The 18,452-nt window shown below is 32.1% G+C and carries 19 protein-coding genes and 1 other annotated feature; of the genes, 1 reads left to right on the forward strand and 18 read right to left on the reverse strand.

Annotated features, from left to right (window positions below):
- Positions 1-12: 12 nt before the first annotated feature.
- The 10 genes from BLP68_RS12965 to nadD all read right to left on the reverse strand — a co-directional run bounded on the left by BLP68_RS12965 (position 13) and on the right by nadD (position 8,953).
- Complete coding sequence (locus BLP68_RS12965; protein ID WP_091544336.1) at positions 13-393, reverse strand: (2Fe-2S) ferredoxin domain-containing protein; 381 nt, start codon at positions 391-393, stop codon at positions 13-15.
- 4 nt (positions 394-397) lie between these two features.
- Positions 398-919, reverse strand: a complete 522-nt coding sequence (locus BLP68_RS12970) for an NADH-quinone oxidoreductase subunit NuoE family protein (RefSeq protein WP_091544339.1) — start codon at positions 917-919, stop codon at positions 398-400.
- Between the two features lie 370 nt (positions 920-1,289).
- Positions 1,290-1,670, reverse strand: a complete 381-nt coding sequence (locus BLP68_RS12975) for a RidA family protein (protein WP_091544342.1) — start codon at positions 1,668-1,670, stop codon at positions 1,290-1,292.
- A gap of 13 nt (positions 1,671-1,683) precedes the next feature.
- Positions 1,684-2,331: a helix-turn-helix transcriptional regulator gene (locus tag BLP68_RS12980; RefSeq protein ID WP_091544344.1), complete on the reverse strand. Its 648-nt coding sequence runs from the start codon at positions 2,329-2,331 to the stop codon at positions 1,684-1,686.
- Positions 2,332-2,342: 11 nt separating this feature from the next.
- A complete protein-coding gene (gene leuS / locus BLP68_RS12985; RefSeq protein ID WP_091544346.1) occupies positions 2,343-4,802 on the reverse strand; it encodes a leucine--tRNA ligase in 2,460 nt (819 codons plus the stop codon).
- A 54-nt stretch (positions 4,803-4,856) separates the two neighbouring features.
- Positions 4,857-5,042, reverse strand: a binding site (T-box leader).
- A 43-nt stretch (positions 5,043-5,085) separates the two neighbouring features.
- Entirely contained in the window at positions 5,086-5,454 is a 369-nt protein-coding gene (rsfS, locus tag BLP68_RS12990; RefSeq protein ID WP_091544348.1) for a ribosome silencing factor, read from the reverse strand.
- A gap of 14 nt (positions 5,455-5,468) precedes the next feature.
- Positions 5,469-6,470, reverse strand: coding sequence for a calcium/sodium antiporter (locus BLP68_RS12995; protein ID WP_091544350.1), 1,002 nt, complete (start codon positions 6,468-6,470; stop codon positions 5,469-5,471).
- 72 nt (positions 6,471-6,542) lie between these two features.
- The gene (locus BLP68_RS13000; RefSeq protein ID WP_091544352.1) at positions 6,543-7,721 is read right to left on the reverse strand and encodes an LCP family protein; all 1,179 of its coding nucleotides are present in this window, start codon (positions 7,719-7,721) and stop codon (positions 6,543-6,545) included.
- A 16-nt stretch (positions 7,722-7,737) separates the two neighbouring features.
- Positions 7,738-8,352 (reverse strand): bis(5'-nucleosyl)-tetraphosphatase (symmetrical) YqeK, encoded by a 615-nt coding sequence (yqeK, locus tag BLP68_RS13005; protein ID WP_242876987.1) that lies wholly within the window; start codon positions 8,350-8,352, stop codon positions 7,738-7,740.
- Positions 8,324-8,953 carry a nicotinate-nucleotide adenylyltransferase gene (nadD, locus tag BLP68_RS13010; protein WP_091544354.1) on the reverse strand — a complete coding sequence of 210 codons (630 nt, stop codon included), beginning with the start codon at positions 8,951-8,953 and terminating at the stop codon, positions 8,324-8,326. The genes yqeK and nadD overlap by 29 nt, the downstream gene beginning before the upstream one ends.
- A 235-nt stretch (positions 8,954-9,188) precedes the next feature.
- Here nadD and BLP68_RS13015 point away from each other — a divergent pair, with 235 nt between their 5' ends.
- The gene (locus tag BLP68_RS13015) at positions 9,189-10,055 is read left to right on the forward strand and encodes an ABC transporter substrate-binding protein (protein ID WP_091544357.1); all 867 of its coding nucleotides are present in this window, start codon (positions 9,189-9,191) and stop codon (positions 10,053-10,055) included.
- 42 nt (positions 10,056-10,097) lie between these two features.
- On the opposite strand, the gene BLP68_RS13020 is transcribed toward BLP68_RS13015, so the two are convergent.
- From BLP68_RS13020 to BLP68_RS13055, 8 genes are all read right to left on the reverse strand, one after another.
- Positions 10,098-10,679, reverse strand: coding sequence for a DJ-1/PfpI family protein (locus BLP68_RS13020; protein ID WP_091544359.1), 582 nt, complete (start codon positions 10,677-10,679; stop codon positions 10,098-10,100).
- A 28-nt stretch (positions 10,680-10,707) separates the two neighbouring features.
- Positions 10,708-11,187 (reverse strand): hypothetical protein, encoded by a 480-nt coding sequence (locus BLP68_RS13025; protein ID WP_091544362.1) that lies wholly within the window; start codon positions 11,185-11,187, stop codon positions 10,708-10,710.
- Between the two features lie 256 nt (positions 11,188-11,443).
- Positions 11,444-12,214 (reverse strand): PP2C family protein-serine/threonine phosphatase, encoded by a 771-nt coding sequence (locus tag BLP68_RS13030; RefSeq protein ID WP_176759020.1) that lies wholly within the window; start codon positions 12,212-12,214, stop codon positions 11,444-11,446.
- Positions 12,215-12,243: 29 nt separating this feature from the next.
- Positions 12,244-13,731 (reverse strand): DUF6382 domain-containing protein, encoded by a 1,488-nt coding sequence (locus BLP68_RS13035; protein WP_176759021.1) that lies wholly within the window; start codon positions 13,729-13,731, stop codon positions 12,244-12,246.
- Between the two features lie 18 nt (positions 13,732-13,749).
- A complete protein-coding gene (locus BLP68_RS13040; RefSeq protein WP_176759022.1) occupies positions 13,750-14,259 on the reverse strand; it encodes a prepilin peptidase in 510 nt (169 codons plus the stop codon).
- 11 nt (positions 14,260-14,270) lie between these two features.
- Positions 14,271-15,458 carry a TadE/TadG family type IV pilus assembly protein gene (locus BLP68_RS13045; RefSeq protein WP_091544372.1) on the reverse strand — a complete coding sequence of 396 codons (1,188 nt, stop codon included), beginning with the start codon at positions 15,456-15,458 and terminating at the stop codon, positions 14,271-14,273.
- Between the two features lie 12 nt (positions 15,459-15,470).
- A complete protein-coding gene (locus tag BLP68_RS13050) occupies positions 15,471-17,660 on the reverse strand; it encodes a DUF5702 domain-containing protein (RefSeq protein ID WP_091544375.1) in 2,190 nt (729 codons plus the stop codon).
- Complete coding sequence (locus BLP68_RS13055; protein ID WP_091544376.1) at positions 17,650-18,348, reverse strand: TadE/TadG family type IV pilus assembly protein; 699 nt, start codon at positions 18,346-18,348, stop codon at positions 17,650-17,652. The genes BLP68_RS13050 and BLP68_RS13055 overlap by 11 nt, the downstream gene beginning before the upstream one ends.
- Positions 18,349-18,452: the final 104 nt, after the last annotated feature.

Genomic DNA, 18,452 nt, shown 5'->3' on the forward strand with positions numbered 1-18,452 from the left:
CCCTCCAATGATCTAGTTTTTATGGACAGATCCTTCTATTACTAATGCTTCAACGACCTTTCCCTCCAAAATATGCTGTTTTATAATTTCACTTGCTTTCTCAGATGTTACATTTCCATATAGAACTGGTTCTTTATTTGGATAATTAACCTGCACAAGTGGTTCACAATGACATTGTCCCATACATCCCACTTGAACCACATATGCATTTTCTATACTATTCTTATTAATTTCCTCCAACAACGACTCCATGGTACCTCTTGCTCCAGCTGCAATACCACAGGTTCCCATACCTACCATAATTTTTATATCATCTTTATCTCCTAGCTTACGTAAATCTATTTTTTTCTGTGCCTTCTCCCTTATTTCCTTTAGCTCTTCTAAAGACTTCATATAATCAATGTTCCTCCCTTCTATACTTTCCTAGGATTCCAGTGATTTCTTCTGGTTTAACACGTCCATAAACTTTGTCACCAACTACTATAACTGGTGCTAACCCACAGGCACCTATACATCTTACTCCATTCAATGTAAACTTCCCGTCAGCTGTCGTTTCCCCAGATTTAACACCTAGTTCATCTGACAATATTTCCATTATGTTACTGGAGCCCTTCACAAAGCAGGCTGTTCCTGTACAAACGTTTATAAGATATTCTCCCCTTGGTCTATCGTCGAAATAATTATAGAAGCTTACAACTCCATATACCTTTGCACCACTAACACCAAGCTTTCTGGCAATAAATAGCTGTACATCTCTTGGTAAATATCCGAAAATCTCCTGTGCCTTATGAAGGACTTGAATTAAGGTACCTTCCGTTTCAGGTAATTGATTGATATATTCTTCTAGTTCATCATATTTTTCCTTTGGTAATTCCTTTTCAAGGTCATTTTGAGGCTGTAGCTTTAGCGGATCTAGCATTATTTTTTTCTTCCCTTCCATTTATTTCTGATGTAATTTCTTTTATATTTTTCAATTAATCAGCTATAATTATTCACAAAAAAGAGGATTCGATTTCTCGATTCCTCTAGACTGAAGACAAAGTATATTTTTACTGACAAACACGATTTTTAAAACTTAAGTAAACGGTTAGCGAGGTTAGAATGAAAAGAGCGAAAAGATAATCAGATGTGGATTTTCAACTGTTTGAGCCATAGTGAGTTTTGAAAATTCCTGATTATCTTAAGCTCATTCTTTCTTTAGTTCCGAGCGGGTTTACGTAGTCTTGAAAATATCAGGGTTTGTCTACAACAAAAAGGATTCGATTTCTCGAATCCTCTAATTCTTTTATCTACCCTTTTATAGCAACTGCATCAATTTCAACCTTAACATCCTTCGGTAATCTAGCAACCTCTACGCATGCTCTTGCTGGCTTATTGTCAATAAAGTAGGTGGCATACACCTCATTTATTAAGGCAAACTCATTCATGTCTTTGATAAAAACTGTAGTTTTAACAACATCATTTAGTGAGAAGCCAGCCTCTTCTAGAATCCCCTTCAAGTTCTCTAATGATTGCTTTGTTTGCTCCTTTACATCTTCCGAAACCAATTCCATAGTCTCGGGAACAAAAGGAATTTGCCCAGAAACAAATAGCATATTACCAGCCTTGATTGCTTGTGAATAGGGGCCAATTGCAGCAGGTGCCTTTTGGGTATTAATTACTTCTGACATTTAATTTCCTCCTTTATCCATTTACTCTAATTTCATCTAAATAATTATATATGGTGTACCTTGAAACACATAATATTTTTGCTACATAATCAATTGCTCCTTTAATAAGGAAGGCTCCTTGTTCATCCAATTTCTTAACAATGGTTACCTTTTCATCCTTATTCATATAAGCAACAGGTTTTCCATTTGCTTCTAGAGTATCTGTTACAATATTCATTAGTACATCATTTACATTATTGCTTGCAAAATCACCAAGGTTTATTTCTCCCTTAATATCAGTTTTTATTAGCTCTTCTAGTGCTTTTTGTGCTACTACAAATTCTGAGATATCGATATTAATACATAGACAGCCAATTATTTCATTCTTATCATCACGTACAAACATAGTAGAGGATTTAAGAATTTTTCCATCTGAGCTTTTATTGCTATAATTTAAAATATTGTCGGCATCATTGCCCTTTCTTACTGCCTTAACTCCCGCTTCTAGCATTGGACTTCCTACAGAACGACCAGTTACATGTCCATTTGAAATAGCTATTATAGATCTTTTACTGTCACTTATTTCATTTAGGACTATTTCGCAATTCCGTCCGAAGGTTTTAGCAAGGCCTTCCACTAAAGGGATCATACTAATTAATATTGGATGTATACTCTTAGACATATTATCCTCCTTTACTTAACTACAATATTCACAAGCTTATTGGGAACACATATTATTTTAACAATTGTTTTATTTTCAATAAAGGTTTTAACCTTTTCACTTCTTAAAGCAATTTCTTCCAGGTCACTTTTAGCAGTACCAGATGGAACTGTGATTTTATCCTTTAGCTTACCGTTTATTTGAATAACAACCTCAGCTTCATCTTTTACAATCGCCTCTTTATCGTATACAGGCCAGCTTGCTTGATGTACGCTTCCTTCATCCAAATTATTCTCCCATAGTTCCTCAACAATATGAGGTGCAAAGGGGGCTAAGAGAATAATAACTGTGTTGACTCCCTCCTTAAGGAGCTTTCCGTCAATTGTATCGTTTTCTTTATATTTATATAGTTCATTTACCAGCTCCATAATTGCACTAATTGCAGTATTAAAGTTAAAACGTCCTTCAACATCCTCAGTTACTCTTTTAATTGTATTATGAATAACATACTTCAGATTTTTATCGTCCTTAGATTGAGAGTCTGTTTTTCTATCATATAGATTGTTTTCTGTGGCATCAACTACTAGTCGCCACACTCTATTTAGAAATCGGAAGCAGCCTTCGACTCCTTGATCACTCCATTCTAAGTCTCTTTCTGGTGGTGCTGCAAATAATACAAAAAGTCTTGCTGTATCTGCTCCATATTTTTCAATTATTTCTTCAGGACTCACTACATTGCCCTTAGATTTAGACATCTTAGCTCCATCCTTTAGAACCATCCCTTGGGTTAAAAGATTTTCGAATGGCTCTGAAACATCTGTTAGCTCTAAATCTTTGATAACCTTAGTAAAGAATCTAGCATAAAGAAGATGAAGTATAGCATGCTCAACCCCTCCAATATACTGATCTACCTGCATCCAGTAATTTGCCTTATCTTTATCAAAGGGTAGTTTTGCATTATTGGAATCGGTATATCTTAAAAAATACCAAGAAGAATCAACAAATGTGTCCATAGTATCGGTTTCTCTTTTGCCCAGCTTACCACACTTGGGACATTTAGCTTGAAGGAATGATTCACTAGTCGTTAAAGGCGAGAGTCCTGTCCCAGTGAATTTAATATCAGTCGGTAAAGCAACTGGTAAATTTTCTTCTTCTACTGGTACTGTTCCACAATCATCACAGTAGATAATAGGAATAGGTGTACCCCAATATCGTTGTCTAGATAGTAGCCAATCTCTAAGACGATAGCTTATGGTTTTTTTACCTGCCTGTTTTTCCTCTATTAATTCACATATTTTTTCATATGCCTCACCAGTTTTCATCCCATCAAATTCACCAGAGTTCACCATAACTCCATCACCATCGTAGGCAACATTTTCTATTTTAAAGTCTTCCTCTTCTTCAGGCTTAATTACTGGGATAACCTCAATGTTATACTTCCTTGCAAATTCCAAGTCCCTCTGGTCATGACCAGGAACTGCCATGATTGCACCTGTACCATAGTCTATTAACACATAATTTGCTATATAAATAGGTATTTTCTTACCGGATATAGGATTACTACAGTATTGACCAATAAAAATACCTTCCTTTTCAATATCTGTAGATGTTCTCTCGATATCAGACATATGCTGAAGCTTTGAAATTATAGCCTCTACCTTATCCTCGTATTCTGTCCCCTTAACCATCTCAGCAACATATGGATGCTCAGGAGCAAGAACCATGTATGTTACTCCAAATATAGTATCTGGTCGAGTTGTAAAAACCTTTAAGGTTTTATCACTATTATTAATTGGAAAATCTATTTCGGCTCCTGTACTTTTTCCGATCCAATTGCTTTGCATTATCTTGACCTTTTCTGGCCATCCATCTAGATTATCAATATCCTGTAGAAGCTCTTCTGCATAATCAGTAATTTTGAAAAACCATTGATTGAGCATTTTTTTAATTACTTTACTATCGCATCTTTCACATAATCCTCCAACTACCTGCTCATTTGCAAGAACTGTCTCACATGATGTACACCAGTTTACACGAGACTCTTTTTTATATGCTAAGCCCTTGTTGTAAAATTGCAAAAATAGCCACTGGGTCCACTTATAGTACTCAGGACTGCAGGTTGAAACCTCACGCTCCCAATCGTAGCTTAATCCAAGGGTATTTAATTGTAGCTTCATTTCTTCTATATTTTTTCTTGTCCAAATATCTGGATGAATATCATGCTTAATAGCAGCATTTTCAGCTGGCAACCCAAAGGCGTCCCACCCCATTGGGTGCAATACATTAAACCCTCGCATTTTCTTAAAACGGGCTACAACATCACCTATTGAATAATTTCTAACATGTCCCATATGAATTTTCCCTGAAGGATATGGGAACATTTCCAAGACATAATATTTGGGAAGATTATTTTCAGTTGTTTTAAAAACAGAATTTTCGGTCCAATAGTTTTGCCATTTTACTTCAATTTCCTTAAAAGGATAATTTGCCATTCTATACTCCTCCTGTTGTTGATTATTTAAAATATAAAAAAACTTTCTAGTCATTTTAGGGACGAGCAATGCCCGCGGTACCACCCTAATTGACTGAAAGTCCACTTCATGGTTGATATAGGAACCCATCCTAATAGTGATTTTAAAAGGTAAGTTCAACAATTTGCTATACTGGTTCGCAGCAACCACCAGTTCTCTGAAATGCAAAACTTGTTTACTACTCCTTACACATAATGATTTTTTATTGTTTTATATATAAAATAAAGAAATATGCTATTTTAGATTATATATTATTATTCACAATTTTGTCAATATTAACTATACTTCCATCCTTCCAGATTCTTTCTAAATTATAGAAGGCTCGATCTTCCTCATGAAATAAGTGAATGACGATATCTCCATAATCTAATAAAATCCATCTTCCATTAAAATAGCCTTCCTTATGTCGAGGCAAAACATCTAATTTAGCCAATTGATCTTCAACTTCATCAGATATTGATTTAACTTGCCTAACAGATGAGCCACTGGCAATTATAAAATAATCACAGATAGATGAAATTTTTGAAATGTCTAAAACTGAAATGTCTTCTCCATGCTTACTATCAATAAATTGTACCGTTCTTTCTACAAGCTCCATCAATTGATTATCCATCAACTTCCTCCTCATTATAAAAATAGTTTTACTAGTGTAAATAAATAAAAGCAATAAATACTCAGAACTAATAATCCAGTCCACCTGCTAATTTTACCAAAAATTAGACCACTCAGTACAATAATAGTCATCATAATTACTGTTACAGGTAAATCGAGATATAAGGTTTGAGGTATATTATATATAGTTGCTCCTAACATAACATTTTGATAGCTTATTACTAAACCCTGCTCAGCAATTTTTGAAGAAACACCAACCACCATAACCATGTTAAGAACATTAGCACCCAGAATATTTCCTATTGATATACCATAATGTCCCTTTATAATGGAGGTTATTGCAGTAATTAGCTCTGGCATAGATGTTCCTAGTGCAATTAAAGTTAAACTAATAACCTGATCTGGTATACCTAATAGATTGGCTATTTCAACACCATTTGTTACTAGTAACCGGGCTCCAATAATTATAAATATAGCTCCTAAAACAAACTTTAACATGTTTTTTCCTGCGTAGGCTCTACCAAATTTAACTGTACTGTACTCTTTAGAATCCTTCTTTCCTTTATTTCTGAATTCCAATATATTCATTATAATATATACTACAAACAATACAAGTAGAATGTTACCCTCTTTGGAGGTAATAATTTTATCCTTTGCAAGAAGCCATAGTACTATAGCTGTTATTAGCATAAATAAACTTTTAATTGTAAAATTTCCTCTTTTTATTTTTACTGGTGAAAGAATAGCTGTTGTCCCTAAAATAAGACCAATATTACAAGCCATAGAACCAACCACATTCCCAATAGCCACATCATAGAATTGCTGATATGTAGCGATTGAAGATACCAATAGCTCTGGTAATGTTGTTGCTATGCTAACTATTGTAGCACCAATCAAAACACTTGGTATCCCTGTTACCTTTGCTAGCCAAACAGCAGATTCTACAAACCAATCTCCACCTTTAATTATAACCACTAGACCTACAATAAATAATATTACAGTAATTATTGTCTCCATGATTGCCCCCCATTAATCGATATCAATATTCCATAAAGTATATGATTAAATATTGTAATCAATTCGACAGTTTTATATATCTAGGTCTTTTCCAATTATAACATTTATATCAAATTCACCCTCAGCTAATGAATCACTTTCCCTGATATCCTTTATTCCCAACAGCTTACCCATCTCTTGAGCTTGCTTTTTAAAGGGCTGTCTAAATTCAATAAATGAAACCTCCACATCATAGTTTTCATGATTCCCAATACTTTCGATAGAAATATTTTCATCTTCAAGCTTAGAAGCATACTTAGTAGCAATATTTTTTACTCCACAGCCATTTAATACAGCAACCCTACCTACCGTCTGTTTATCTTCAGAAAGTTCAATTTTTATTCTCTTTAATTCCTCTTCATCAACAAAATATCCAGCAACTCCGTTGACAGTCCTTGCATTGCCAGGTAATGTAAAGCGAGTTAGCTCTTCTTGATTAAACTTAATGAAATTGGAGCTTAACTTAAGCATTGCTCCTTGAGTTATATTTGTATCTACATGCTCATGGAAAATCTCAATTAGTTGAGGAATTTTAGGTATCACACTTGGTGATAATACCTTCTTTTTTAGAGCTACAACAAAATTTTGCTGTGCTTCGATACGACCCAAATCTTGATTTGCGTATCCTTTTCTAAACCTTAAAAAATGAACTGAATTTTTACCATCTAGTATCTGAAGACCTTTTGATATATTAATATGTAGCGGCGGTTTGTCATAGGGATCATTATACCTCATATCCATAGGTACATCTATTTCTACACCTCCTAGAGCGTCCACCATTTCCTCTACCGCTTTATAGTTTACTCTAATAAAGTGGTCTATTTTTATATCAAATAAGTTTTCTACAGTCTCAACCAAAAGCTCTACATCACCATAGGCATGGGCATGATTTACCTTTTCAGGCCTCTGTCTGCCGGGAATGTCTACTATCGTATCTCTTGGTATCGAAATCAGAACTGGATCTTTACCAGAAGAGTTCATGCTAAATAACATAATAGAGTCTGAACGACTTCTTCTCACACTGTCCTTATTTAGTGCATCTACACCAAATACTAAAATATTTATCTTATCGTCTTTTTTACTAAAGTAGCTCAGAAAACCACTATCGTCGAAGCCACTTGCAGTAATTTTGTTAAGCAAAACTCCTAATGGGAATGCACTTACCATTAAGAGGATTAACACAATTATAATTAGTTTTTTACCTTTAGTCATATGTCACCTCATATTTTTATTCAATGTTCATTAATATTTCATTTCTCGCCTCAATGGTATTGGGGTGCAGCAGCTTATTAATGCTTAAAACATAAACAATTGTATTATCTAAAGCTTTTAAAACAGCTTTATCTAAGTCTTCCTCTGCTATTAACCTTAACTCATCAACAGCAGGGTAGCTTCTCCCCACCTCAATAAAATCCGAGAGATATATTATTTTTTCTAATTTACTCATGTTTTTTCTACCAGTCGTATGATTTTCTATAGCATTTAATATATCTTTATCACTAATATTATAATCCTTCTCAGCAATAGATGCCGCCACTTTACCATGGAGCAACTGATATGCTTTAGTAAGAATATCATCTACCTTTATTTGATTCTCTTTAATATATTCCTTTAAGGCTTTTTCGGAAAAATCCTTTGCGTAGTCATGCAGCACAGCGGCAATTGCTGCTTTATGACAATTCTCACCGTATTTTTCTGCTAGATATACGGCTGCATCTACAACTCCCATAGTATGAATATATCTTTTGTTAGATATAACTTCCTTTAAGTTTTCTTTAATATTATTTAATAAATAAGTATCCATCAATACATCGTTAGTCTCGGTAAAGTCCTTTTTTTTCAATATAGAGCTCAACTCCTTCTGATACAAGATACTTAATGCTTTTTCCTTCCTTAACTCTCCTACGAATATCAGTCGATGATATTTCTAAGCTTGGAATTGAAAGCCATGTAATGTCTGCATTATATAATTCTTTAAAATTATTAATCTTATTATTCAACTCATTATCTCTATTACCTAATCTCGTAACAATTACAAAACTAATAGTACTTAATAGTGTTTGATAACATTTCCAATCTTCAAAGGTCAAAAATGCATCTTCACCAGTGATAAAATATAGTCTTGTCCTACTTGGATAAGCCTTCTGTAAAAGAGACATTGTATCAATAGTAAATGATGGTCCTTGCCTATTAATTTCTATATCTGTAACAGAAAAATAATTATTAGAATTAGTAGCTATTTGTGCCATCTTTAAGCGGTGAAAAGAGTCTGTGACCTTTAATTGCAGCTTATGGGGTGGCATACCTGTAGGAATAAAGACAATTTCCTTAAGTGATAGTTCTTCCCTAACAGCTTCAGCTATGTATAGATGTCCTAAATGAATAGGATCAAATGTACCTCCTAATATTCCTATTCCTCTTTTACTGCCATTCTCATTCTCCATTACCACACCTCATTTGATTATGCTTGCCAACTGATATATTATACTATATTTTATCAGATATTAATAATATAAAAAAGTGAAAAGCTCTTAATAATTATAATACTAGCTGTTAAATAATTGGCTAAACTAATTGTAAAAACAATACATTGACACATTATTTAGAAATAGATAGTATATACTTAACTCACAAGTTATTATAAGTATTATGTATATAAATTATGAGGTGGAGGTAGCAATGAAAAAATATAAGTATCCTATAATAATTATAGTCTTTTTAATACTACTTGCTTATGCACTTATGAAAACAGTAAATTCCCAAATATCAACTGCTGAGGAAGTAGCAAATGGTGCTAACACAGTTATGCTTGCAACCACCACTAGTACAGAAAACAGTGGACTAATTGATTTTTTAATTCCCTATATTCAAGAAGATACTGGGGTAGATGTTAAAGTAATTTCTGTTGGAACAGGGCAAGCTTTAAAGCTAGGCGAAACTGGCGAGGTTGATATATTACTTGTACACTCAAAAGCAGCAGAGGAAGTATTTGTTTCAGATGGTCATGGTATAGACCGTTTTGATGTAATGTATAACGACTTTGTGTTAATAGGACCAAAATCAGATTTTATTGATATAAGAAATCAAGCCAAGGGTGATATTCTAAAGGCTTTACACCTAATTTACGAAACTCAGACCACCTTTCTTTCTAGGGGTGATGATTCTGGTACCCATAAGGCAGAATTAACCTTTTGGAGGGATCTTAATCTTGTGCCAAAGGGAAACTGGTATTTATCAACAGGGCAAGGAATGGGACAGATAATCCTTATGACAGATGAGCTGCAAGGCTACGCCCTGGTAGACAGAGGTACATTCTTGACATTAAGAGATAAAACTGATTTGGAAATTATTATTGAAGGAGATAGTAGATTATATAATCAGTATGGGATTATAGCAGTAAATCCAGAAAAGCATAATAAAATTAATAATTTTGATGGTCAGCAAATTATAGACTGGATTCTATCGGAAAAAGGGCAACAGCTTATAGGCGAATTTGGAATAGATGAATACGGAGAGTCCATCTTTATACCAAATGCAAAAAGATAAAAAGGCAGACATAGTCGTCTGCCCATACAAAATGGATGATATTTAACAGTCAATACCTTTAAAAGAGTTTAAAAAGCTTACTTTTTCTTCATTATCTTTAAACAGTTTAAACCAATCGCATATTTCTACTGCAAAATCTATAAATGCTGTTCCCTGTGCCGTGATAACATTCCTATCTCTAATTACTTTATCAAAAATATAGTTTTCTCTAGGAAATGGGTCTTTATCATCACCAAAGTTTTGATTATGAGTTTCAGTCCATTCTGAAATAGAAGTAGTGTATTTAAAGGAGTTAAGAATTCCTGCTTTAGCTAAATATCTTGGACCTGCACATATTGCTGCCAATAGCTTATCTTTGCTATTAACTTTATGAATTAAGTCCATTAATTCTGGCCTTATTTCACCATTCCAGCCTCCCGTAATTATTAAACCCTCTATATCTTCATTAATTATATCCTTAACCTGTTTTAGAGGCTTGTATTGTACCCCAGTTTTATTTCTGATAAGCTTATCTTCATATGCGATGGTTACTATTTCATAACCATTAGTGCCTAACAAATGGGCGGCAAAGGTTATTTCAAAGTCTGCCATATCATCATAAATAAAAAATGCGATTTTTCCCAATGGATATCCCCCTCAATTTAGTATTTTGCTAATTAACTTCAATCCAGTTGATTTTCAAATAACCAGCTGCTTCCCCATCTCCCTTTACAATAATATTAAATACTTCATCGGTAGCCTTTAATTTAACAGTTCCACCAATCATATGTAGATTAACATTCCCTTCCAACTCAAGTAATAAATTTTTCTTTATTTCCTCAGTACCTAACCTGAAAAATAGCACTTCACCATCACTATCGGTAATGAAAACATCAAATAGTCCCCTATCAAATCTTAACTCATATTCAATCAGATATTCCTTTTCAGGTTCTAGTCTTAAAACTCGTTGGTTTTCTCCCTCTAGCTTTTCAAATGAAAATACTATTTCTTCTGTATTTATTTCTTCCTTCCAATAATTTAAATCTGCACTTATAACTTTGGGATTTGCACATGCTGATAAAGGAATGAGAACAAATAGTAGAAGTATTAAAAATATAAATAAATTACTATGGTTTTCATCATTTCCCTTCATAAAAGCATTCCCCCATAAAATGTTTGATGCTAAACTATTTAAACATGAAGTGGATAGTAAATCATTGGAAATATATAGTTTATACATAAAACTATAATACCACATATTAAATTGTCTGTAAATTCTTACACCTTTTTCTCAATATATAAGATAAATACTCTCTTTTTACATTATTAGATAAAATTGTTTACCTATTATAATTTATAATAATTAGAATTTGATTATAAGAAAATAATCAATAGAAATGACAGAAATATTATGCGTAGAAATATGATACTATAATTGCAGAAAAATTATCTGTAGCTCCTCTACTAAGGATAATTTCGATAACCTCTGATATTATTGCATCAATATTATTCTTATGTTCTCTAAAAACAAACTCCATTTCATTATCATCTAAGTCTTTATAAAATCCGTCGCTACATACTAAAATTATACCATTAGTTTTTAGTTTTCCTTTTTTTTGATAAGGTCTTACTTCCTTGTTCACACCCATGCTTTGAGTTAATAAATTTCTTTTGGAGTGAACTTTTGCTTCTTTTTCACTTATACGGCCCAACTCAACTTGTTCGGCTACCCATGAATGGTCTTGCGTCAACTGACTTAGAGATCCATCAGTTATCTGATATAATCTACTGTCTCCAATATGTGTAATTATAAAATCATCCTGATAGATAAATAAAGCAGACAATGTAGTACCCATTTGTATATTTACCTTTCTGGCATATTCATTTATCCTTCTATTAATAACACTAAATATGTCTAGCAGCTCATTACAAACCATTGTCTGACAATAATTTTTTAATAATATCGTTAGTCGCTGTGCCCACCAATCCTTAAATATTTCAATAGCCATTTGACTGGCCAGCTCTCCTTTACTTAGTCCTCCCATTCCATCAGCTACAATAAACAATCCCATTTCACCAGTTATATCTTCACCTATCTTAATAAGAATTTGGTCTTGATTGGTTTTTTTTACATACCCTTGCTGACTACATGCAGTAACCAAAAATTTTCTTTTACGCATATTTATCTCCATTTATTTAGATTATTATATTAAAAAGCTCTGGTAAATCTATATTCTCTATCAGCAAAATTAATAGTATCATTATCATTAATTTTATAGGGCTTATTGCTACTAATTTGTTTACCATTAACGAAGGTTCCATTTTTTGAATTAAGATCCAGTAAGTAGTATTCATCTTCACGAAAGAATATTTCTGCATGAATTCTACTTACAGCCCTACTAGAAATAACAAAATCCACATGATCAATAAGCTTGCCAACAATAAACTTCTTTGTATCTATGACAGTTTTTTCTGCAAGTCCATCCTTCACACATTCAAGAAATGCTTCTTTTTCTTCCTCTATTGAAATAATCATTGTGTCGAGATTATTGTCAGCATTTTTGTTAGTAAGTGCTTTCTTTGATAGGTTACTAAATTCTGAGCAATTGGAGATTTCTTGTTTGTTTATGTTTATTGGGTGAAGCTTTTCTATTCTGTTTTTAAAATTATTTTTCTCTTTATAATCAACTTCAACTTCATTTGCTTTTTTATCATTATTTAAAGAGATTCTCTTTTCTGTTATTATGTTGTCTGCAAAAATTATTTTTTTCATAACTAAGTAATCTATTACTCCAGCAACTATTAAAGATCCCATTAAAGCGGTAAAATCAAACAATCCCTCTTCATTTAGTATAATATTTGATTCTAATAGAAGGAGAGCAATCGAAGAAATTAGTAGCACTTGTACTATTATAGCCATAAGCTTGTTTTTCAAAGATAATCCATTCTCCTTTTTGGTCTTATTTTTAAATAGTACTTTGCCAATAGCTTCAGCTTTATCATTCAATATATTATGGGGAGCTTCACTACTAAATTTTTCTTTATACTTTTTTTCTTGTAGTTTTAGAATGTTTTCTTGGTGCAGAATTTTATTTAATGGAGGATTTATTTTATTTGCATCCGACAACCTGGTCTCCTTTAAATGTTTCAAAAATGTACTGAAATTGAAATTTTCACTGCTTAACTGTATTAACACCTGTTGAATGAAGTCATCATTAATATCATCCTTTGTATCAATATGAATTATAAGCTTATTAACTAGCTTAATAAAATCAGAATTAAAGCTTTCTTTATCAACTTCAAATGGCATATATACCAAGGATATATCAAGATCTGATGGATTAACATAAATATACTCTTCATGTATTAAAAAGTTACTATAAAATAATAGATAATTACTACTTTGAGTAACTGTTCTACATATACCTATTAAAATATCAATAAACTCTAATTTTTTTAACTTCCTTCTTTCTAATATTTGAGAAAGCTTTTGTCTTGAAGTAATATTATAAAAAATATATAGGCTTCCATCCTTTTGATTTAAATTAACAGGTAAAATTTTTGAATATTCATTACTTGAGAGTATTTCTATTTGATGTCTAATTACCTTTTCTGCCGCCAACATTTTTAACACTAAATAGCTTCCATTTGAATTAGTCTCATAATTTATCTGAAATTTTTCTTTTATTATAGTCATTTTAATCATCCTTTCACACTACTGATAGAGTATAGTAATAATAGTAGAGACTAAAATAAATGGGGCAAAGGGCATTATGCTTTTACGACTGGCTTTTCCAATTATTAATAGAAGCAAGCCTATCATTCCACTGAAAATAGTAGCTAATAGCATAGCTACAATAGTATTCCATACTCCAAGGAATACACCAATGCAAGCAAATAGCTTTGCATCTCCCAGGCCAATACTACCTTTTGATATATACTGGATGGTGAATATTATTCCTCCGGCAAGCAGTCCCCCTAATATGATATTCAAAAAAGTAATATCATTTCTAAAAGCTTTTGCTATTAATCCTAGTCCAATAGCTACAACAATCAGCTTATCAGGAATAATCCAAGTTTTCATATCAAAACAAGCCGCTATACACAATAGAATAATCAGTGAGCTATAAGCAATTGAAATAGCGTTAATGCCATTATTTAGTGCTATCTTAATAATGGCTAAAATTGAAATCAGTATTAAAATTAAAATATTATATTTTTTCATTAAGCCCTCCATTACTTCATAATAAATATTCTAATGGTAATGTTTCTTTCTAATCCGTAATATTTAGCATCTCGTAGGCTTTTTATCTGCTCATCACTAAGATCTATATCTGGAATAACAATCGTCAATAGTTTATTATCATAATCCTCTGGTTTTATTGTAATACCCTTGTATGTTCTTTCTGTAAAGTCATCCAATCTTCTTATATCTGAAGTTATTTGATAAAACAAGCCTCTATCTGTATTACTGATAAGTCTAGTATCATGACTTCTTATGCTTTCTACCGTCCGATTTTCAAAGTGGTCAATTATAGGAAATTGCTGATCTAAGTTTCTATTTAATATTTCCTTAATTGCCCTTCCCCTTTCAAGTACAGGTAAGCTCCAAATGTCAAAGCCTGCCTCAATTACCTCATCTACCAAATCTTGTGGAATATTACTTTCATAAGAAATACTGTTTTCTGCTTCTGACGAAATTAGCTTCCCTCCACCCATCCAAGCCCTAACGGTTACTCTTTGCATTATAGGAATCTCTTTAATTATTCTTAAAGGAAATGTATTTATTTTATAGGTAACAATTATATTTATTTCGTCATTTCTGTTGAAAAAGGTAGATCTCTGGAAATCTAGCCCCTTCCATCCATCGATGACACCTAATGCTATAAGCCTTTTGTTAATATCATTTTGCTTATTTGTTATTAAGTGCTTATTAATTAGTTGTTGGATAAGAAGCCTTTCTAAATCTGTTTTTCCTTTATTCCATATCACTTCACCAACTAATCCAATGAGACTGTTTAATTCTTCAATTGGGTTATGCAATGATCCCTCCTTCAGTTGCTCTACAGTATCATTAGCAGATATTTGAGTTCCTTGAATTATATTAACTATACTTTTTTGTGTTTCAGTAATATTATCATAGGATTGTCGGACTGTATTTATATGTTCTTTAATAGGTTCAGACTTTTCGGCTAATCCATCCTCTAGATCTTTTTGTAAATCTCGTATACCACTTTTATGATAAATGTAACCTATTGAAGCAACTTCATTGGCTGTTTCAGTTATACCATGCTGAATTAATTCATGTAGGTATAATGTTCTTGATATAAAGCCTATAGTTAAAATTATACTTATAAAAAATGGTAGTACTATAGCAGCTTCAACAGTAATTGATCCTTTTTTCCTTAAGTCTCTCCAACTCATCCTAATCTCCTCTTAATATCCATGCCATAGCTGTATTTTATTAAAATATCTATTCTTAACTGATTCATTATTCTCCATAAGTAATGGGTTATTAATAAATAAATATTTAATGGAATAAACTATATCAACACTTACAAATGTAAATAGATTCTCTATGGTGAAATTTTCCTCATGAATTTCACTTAAATTAATTTGAATTAGATCCTTAGTTCGATCCAATTTCATTTTTTTCATTCCTGGCCTCAACAGCAATATTCTTAAATAATCTTCATAGTTAAATTTAATAGTTTTATTCTTTCTAAAGAGGTTAACTTCTTTTCCCTGCATTAAATCTATTACATCCTCTATCGAATATACCATTGCCCATCCACACAGAATAAGTGTTTTAATTAATGGCATAGAAGCACCCCCCAGTAATGGTGCGATGCTTGAGGCAATAACTGTTGCCTTTTTTACAAGTTCAGGTGATTGATATACATTTAATACATTAAATACAAATCGTATTGCTAAAATATCTCTTTTGGCCTTCAATATATTCTCTGCTTGAGATTGAGAGCCATATAATATGTATTCCACTTCATAATCAAAGAAGGCTTTTCTTGATGCTTTATTTATGTTCCTAAGATCTCTAGTAAAGTTATCTTTGTCTGAAACGTAGCTTTTAAAGGTTCCTATTATATATTCATTGATATATGCTTCGTCTCGTATATCAATGAATCCATTTTTGCTGCTATTAAACATCAAGGTACTTAAGAAATCGAAGCTTACAAATGCAAAGCCGTTTTTTCCTTTATCAGTATCAAATTCCACGTCATCATCTTCAAGTGTGATATTTTTGCCTTTTGAAGGTAAGCTTTGAAATACTGAATCATCAATTTTTTTTGTTATAATATTTTGTTTGTCCTTTAAAAATTTTTTCGTCTCAACTGCAATTGTTTTCCTGTCATCAACTATTTCAATACCATCTTCATCTAATTCATCTACTTTGGGTTTAGAATAATTCATGGTTTTATATTGCGCTACATGCCCTTGAAATTCGTTAATTTTATCCTCAATTATCTTTATAGTATCTATACTTAAGCTATTTGTTTGGATGTCTGCTTCTTCAATAGCAGCTTTAGCTTCTTCTAGATGAGCTATATTTTCTTTTGCTAAATCTACAACTTCCTCCACTTCTTTTTTATTAATAATTCTCTTAAATTTCTCAACATCTTTTTTAAGTTCATTATTTATATCACTTTCTTCATCATCAATTTCCCCTTCTAATTCATCAATAAGAATGATTATTTTTTTGCTCTTAATCTCTATTAAATCTACTAGTGCTAATGCTTCTCTATTTACTGCTAAGAAATTGGTTACTGTATTGCCGATTTCCTTCTGTAAACCTATAATTTCGTTTACTAAAATACCAATACTGGTATCTATTTCATACAATTTAAGCATTAATCTATTGATATTTTCAGTATCTTCCTCAGTTTGATTCCTTCTAAGGGAGTCTAATTCTTGTAATAGGCTTTCTTGCTGTTTTTGATATTTATATATATCTTTAATATTGCTGATAAGAATATTTGAACTATCTTTAAGGTGTCCACTATTAAATTTATTAGCTTGGGAAACTACTGTTTCCAGATTATCTTGTAGCACAGCTAGTTGATACAGCTCTTCTTCTATATCAAGCTTTTTTTTAAAGGCTGTTACTGATTTTTGATACTTGTTGAATTCAAAAAGCTTGTGGAGAAATTCATCTACTATTTTTTGTGGACCTCGTAACTTCATGTGCTCCAGTATTTGATTTCTTATTATTTCATCATCATTTAACGAGTACACAGGTGTTAAGGAAATTTTTTCAATTGTATAATCGTAAATATCCCAATAGGAAATATCCTCATCGTTATCCAGATAAAACTCAATGCTTGGAATATCTTCTGTAATACTAAGATTTTTTTGCATATAATACATAAAAGCATCCTTTAGTTGTATCTCATTATCATAATCTAAAGCAAATAGTCCATAATCTTCCTTTAGGTTTGAATTATAGCCTGCCAATACCGATTGTAATGATAGTCTTGATGAGCGTTTTACCTGAACCTCACTTATTCTTAATCTGACTCCATCTACTATAACACCAGCAAGAATTATAAATATCATTAACACTATACTTAAGAAAACGGTAATGGCTCCTCTTTGGCAGTTATCTTTCATCACTATCCCCCTGATTTATAAATTCCCTAATCTTATTACTGGCGTCATTTATCAAATTAAAGTACTTTTCTTTTACTATAGATGTAGTCTCATAGCTATCCATAAGATCTAGTACAAAGTCTGTGTTTCTTATTGTCTCCGGTGCATCAATTAAAACCGATTCTGCCTGAAGATTAATTTTATATCCATTATTTAACTTAAAAAGACTTTTTGGTAAGTATATTGGAGTTTCATAGGTATAGGAAATGTTAACAATCAATTTTTTATATACAAAATAGTCCTTGAATTCTACATCAACTATTTTATCCTTCGCCTTCAACAATTGATGTCCATCAAGGGCTTCTAAAACATATTCCTTAATAAACTCCTTCTTTTCCAATTTGTCATCAAATATCCCAAATCTCCAATATAGGTGGCTATTTAGATATTTTTTTTCTATGTAGCCCGCCCTTAAAAGTTGATTGATTTCTTCTTTATTCATTGAATTACTAGGGCTTGACGAGGTCTTTATTTTTCCCCAGGCAGTAGCTCCGTCTGCTACAATAGAGTTTAGTGATGCTTGTAAATATGCATATTGGTATAGCAATAAAAGAATATAAACTATAGATAATATCAAGTACAATATTAAAGGTAATAGTAGTGCAAGTTCAACCGTCATGCTGCCCCTTTTATTACAATCCTTAGTCATATATCTTCAATCCTCTTTAACAGCTTTTTTTTGAATAATTATTTTCACCTTCAATAGCCTTAGGAAGCATATGAACAAAGCATATGCTTCCTATCAATAGGGTA

The sequence above is a fragment of the Alkaliphilus peptidifermentans DSM 18978 genome, assembly GCF_900101495.1.
GTDB lineage: Bacteria > Bacillota > Clostridia > Peptostreptococcales > Natronincolaceae > Alkaliphilus_C > Alkaliphilus_C peptidifermentans.

Bases quoted from the DNA above. Each gene is read 5' to 3' on its own strand.
- BLP68_RS13045 (WP_091544372.1), bottom strand. From the start codon at position 15,458: ATGAGTTGGAGAGACTTAAGGAAAAAAGGATCAATTACTGTTGAAGCT.
- BLP68_RS12975 (WP_091544342.1), bottom strand. From the start codon at position 1,670: ATGTCAGAAGTAATTAATACCCAAAAGGCACCTGCTGCAATTGGCCCC.
- BLP68_RS13055 (WP_091544376.1), bottom strand. From the start codon at position 18,348: ATGACTAAGGATTGTAATAAAAGGGGCAGCATGACGGTTGAACTTGCA.
- BLP68_RS12970 (WP_091544339.1), bottom strand. From the start codon at position 919: ATGCTAGATCCGCTAAAGCTACAGCCTCAAAATGACCTTGAAAAGGAA.
- nadD (WP_091544354.1), bottom strand. From the start codon at position 8,953: ATGGAGAATGAGAATGGCAGTAAAAGAGGAATAGGAATATTAGGAGGT.
- BLP68_RS13035 (WP_176759021.1), bottom strand. From the start codon at position 13,731: ATGACTATAATAAAAGAAAAATTTCAGATAAATTATGAGACTAATTCA.
- BLP68_RS13015 (WP_091544357.1), top strand. From the start codon at position 9,189: ATGAAAAAATATAAGTATCCTATAATAATTATAGTCTTTTTAATACTA.
- BLP68_RS12980 (WP_091544344.1), bottom strand. From the start codon at position 2,331: ATGTCTAAGAGTATACATCCAATATTAATTAGTATGATCCCTTTAGTG.
- BLP68_RS13030 (WP_176759020.1), bottom strand. From the start codon at position 12,214: ATGCGTAAAAGAAAATTTTTGGTTACTGCATGTAGTCAGCAAGGGTAT.
- BLP68_RS13025 (WP_091544362.1), bottom strand. From the start codon at position 11,187: ATGAAGGGAAATGATGAAAACCATAGTAATTTATTTATATTTTTAATA.
- BLP68_RS13000 (WP_091544352.1), bottom strand. From the start codon at position 7,721: ATGACTAAAGGTAAAAAACTAATTATAATTGTGTTAATCCTCTTAATG.
- rsfS (WP_091544348.1), bottom strand. From the start codon at position 5,454: ATGGATAATCAATTGATGGAGCTTGTAGAAAGAACGGTACAATTTATT.
- BLP68_RS12995 (WP_091544350.1), bottom strand. From the start codon at position 6,470: ATGGAGACAATAATTACTGTAATATTATTTATTGTAGGTCTAGTGGTT.
- leuS (WP_091544346.1), bottom strand. From the start codon at position 4,802: ATGGCAAATTATCCTTTTAAGGAAATTGAAGTAAAATGGCAAAACTAT.
- BLP68_RS13040 (WP_176759022.1), bottom strand. From the start codon at position 14,259: ATGAAAAAATATAATATTTTAATTTTAATACTGATTTCAATTTTAGCC.
- BLP68_RS13050 (WP_091544375.1), bottom strand. From the start codon at position 17,660: ATGAAAGATAACTGCCAAAGAGGAGCCATTACCGTTTTCTTAAGTATA.
- BLP68_RS12965 (WP_091544336.1), bottom strand. From the start codon at position 393: ATGAAGTCTTTAGAAGAGCTAAAGGAAATAAGGGAGAAGGCACAGAAA.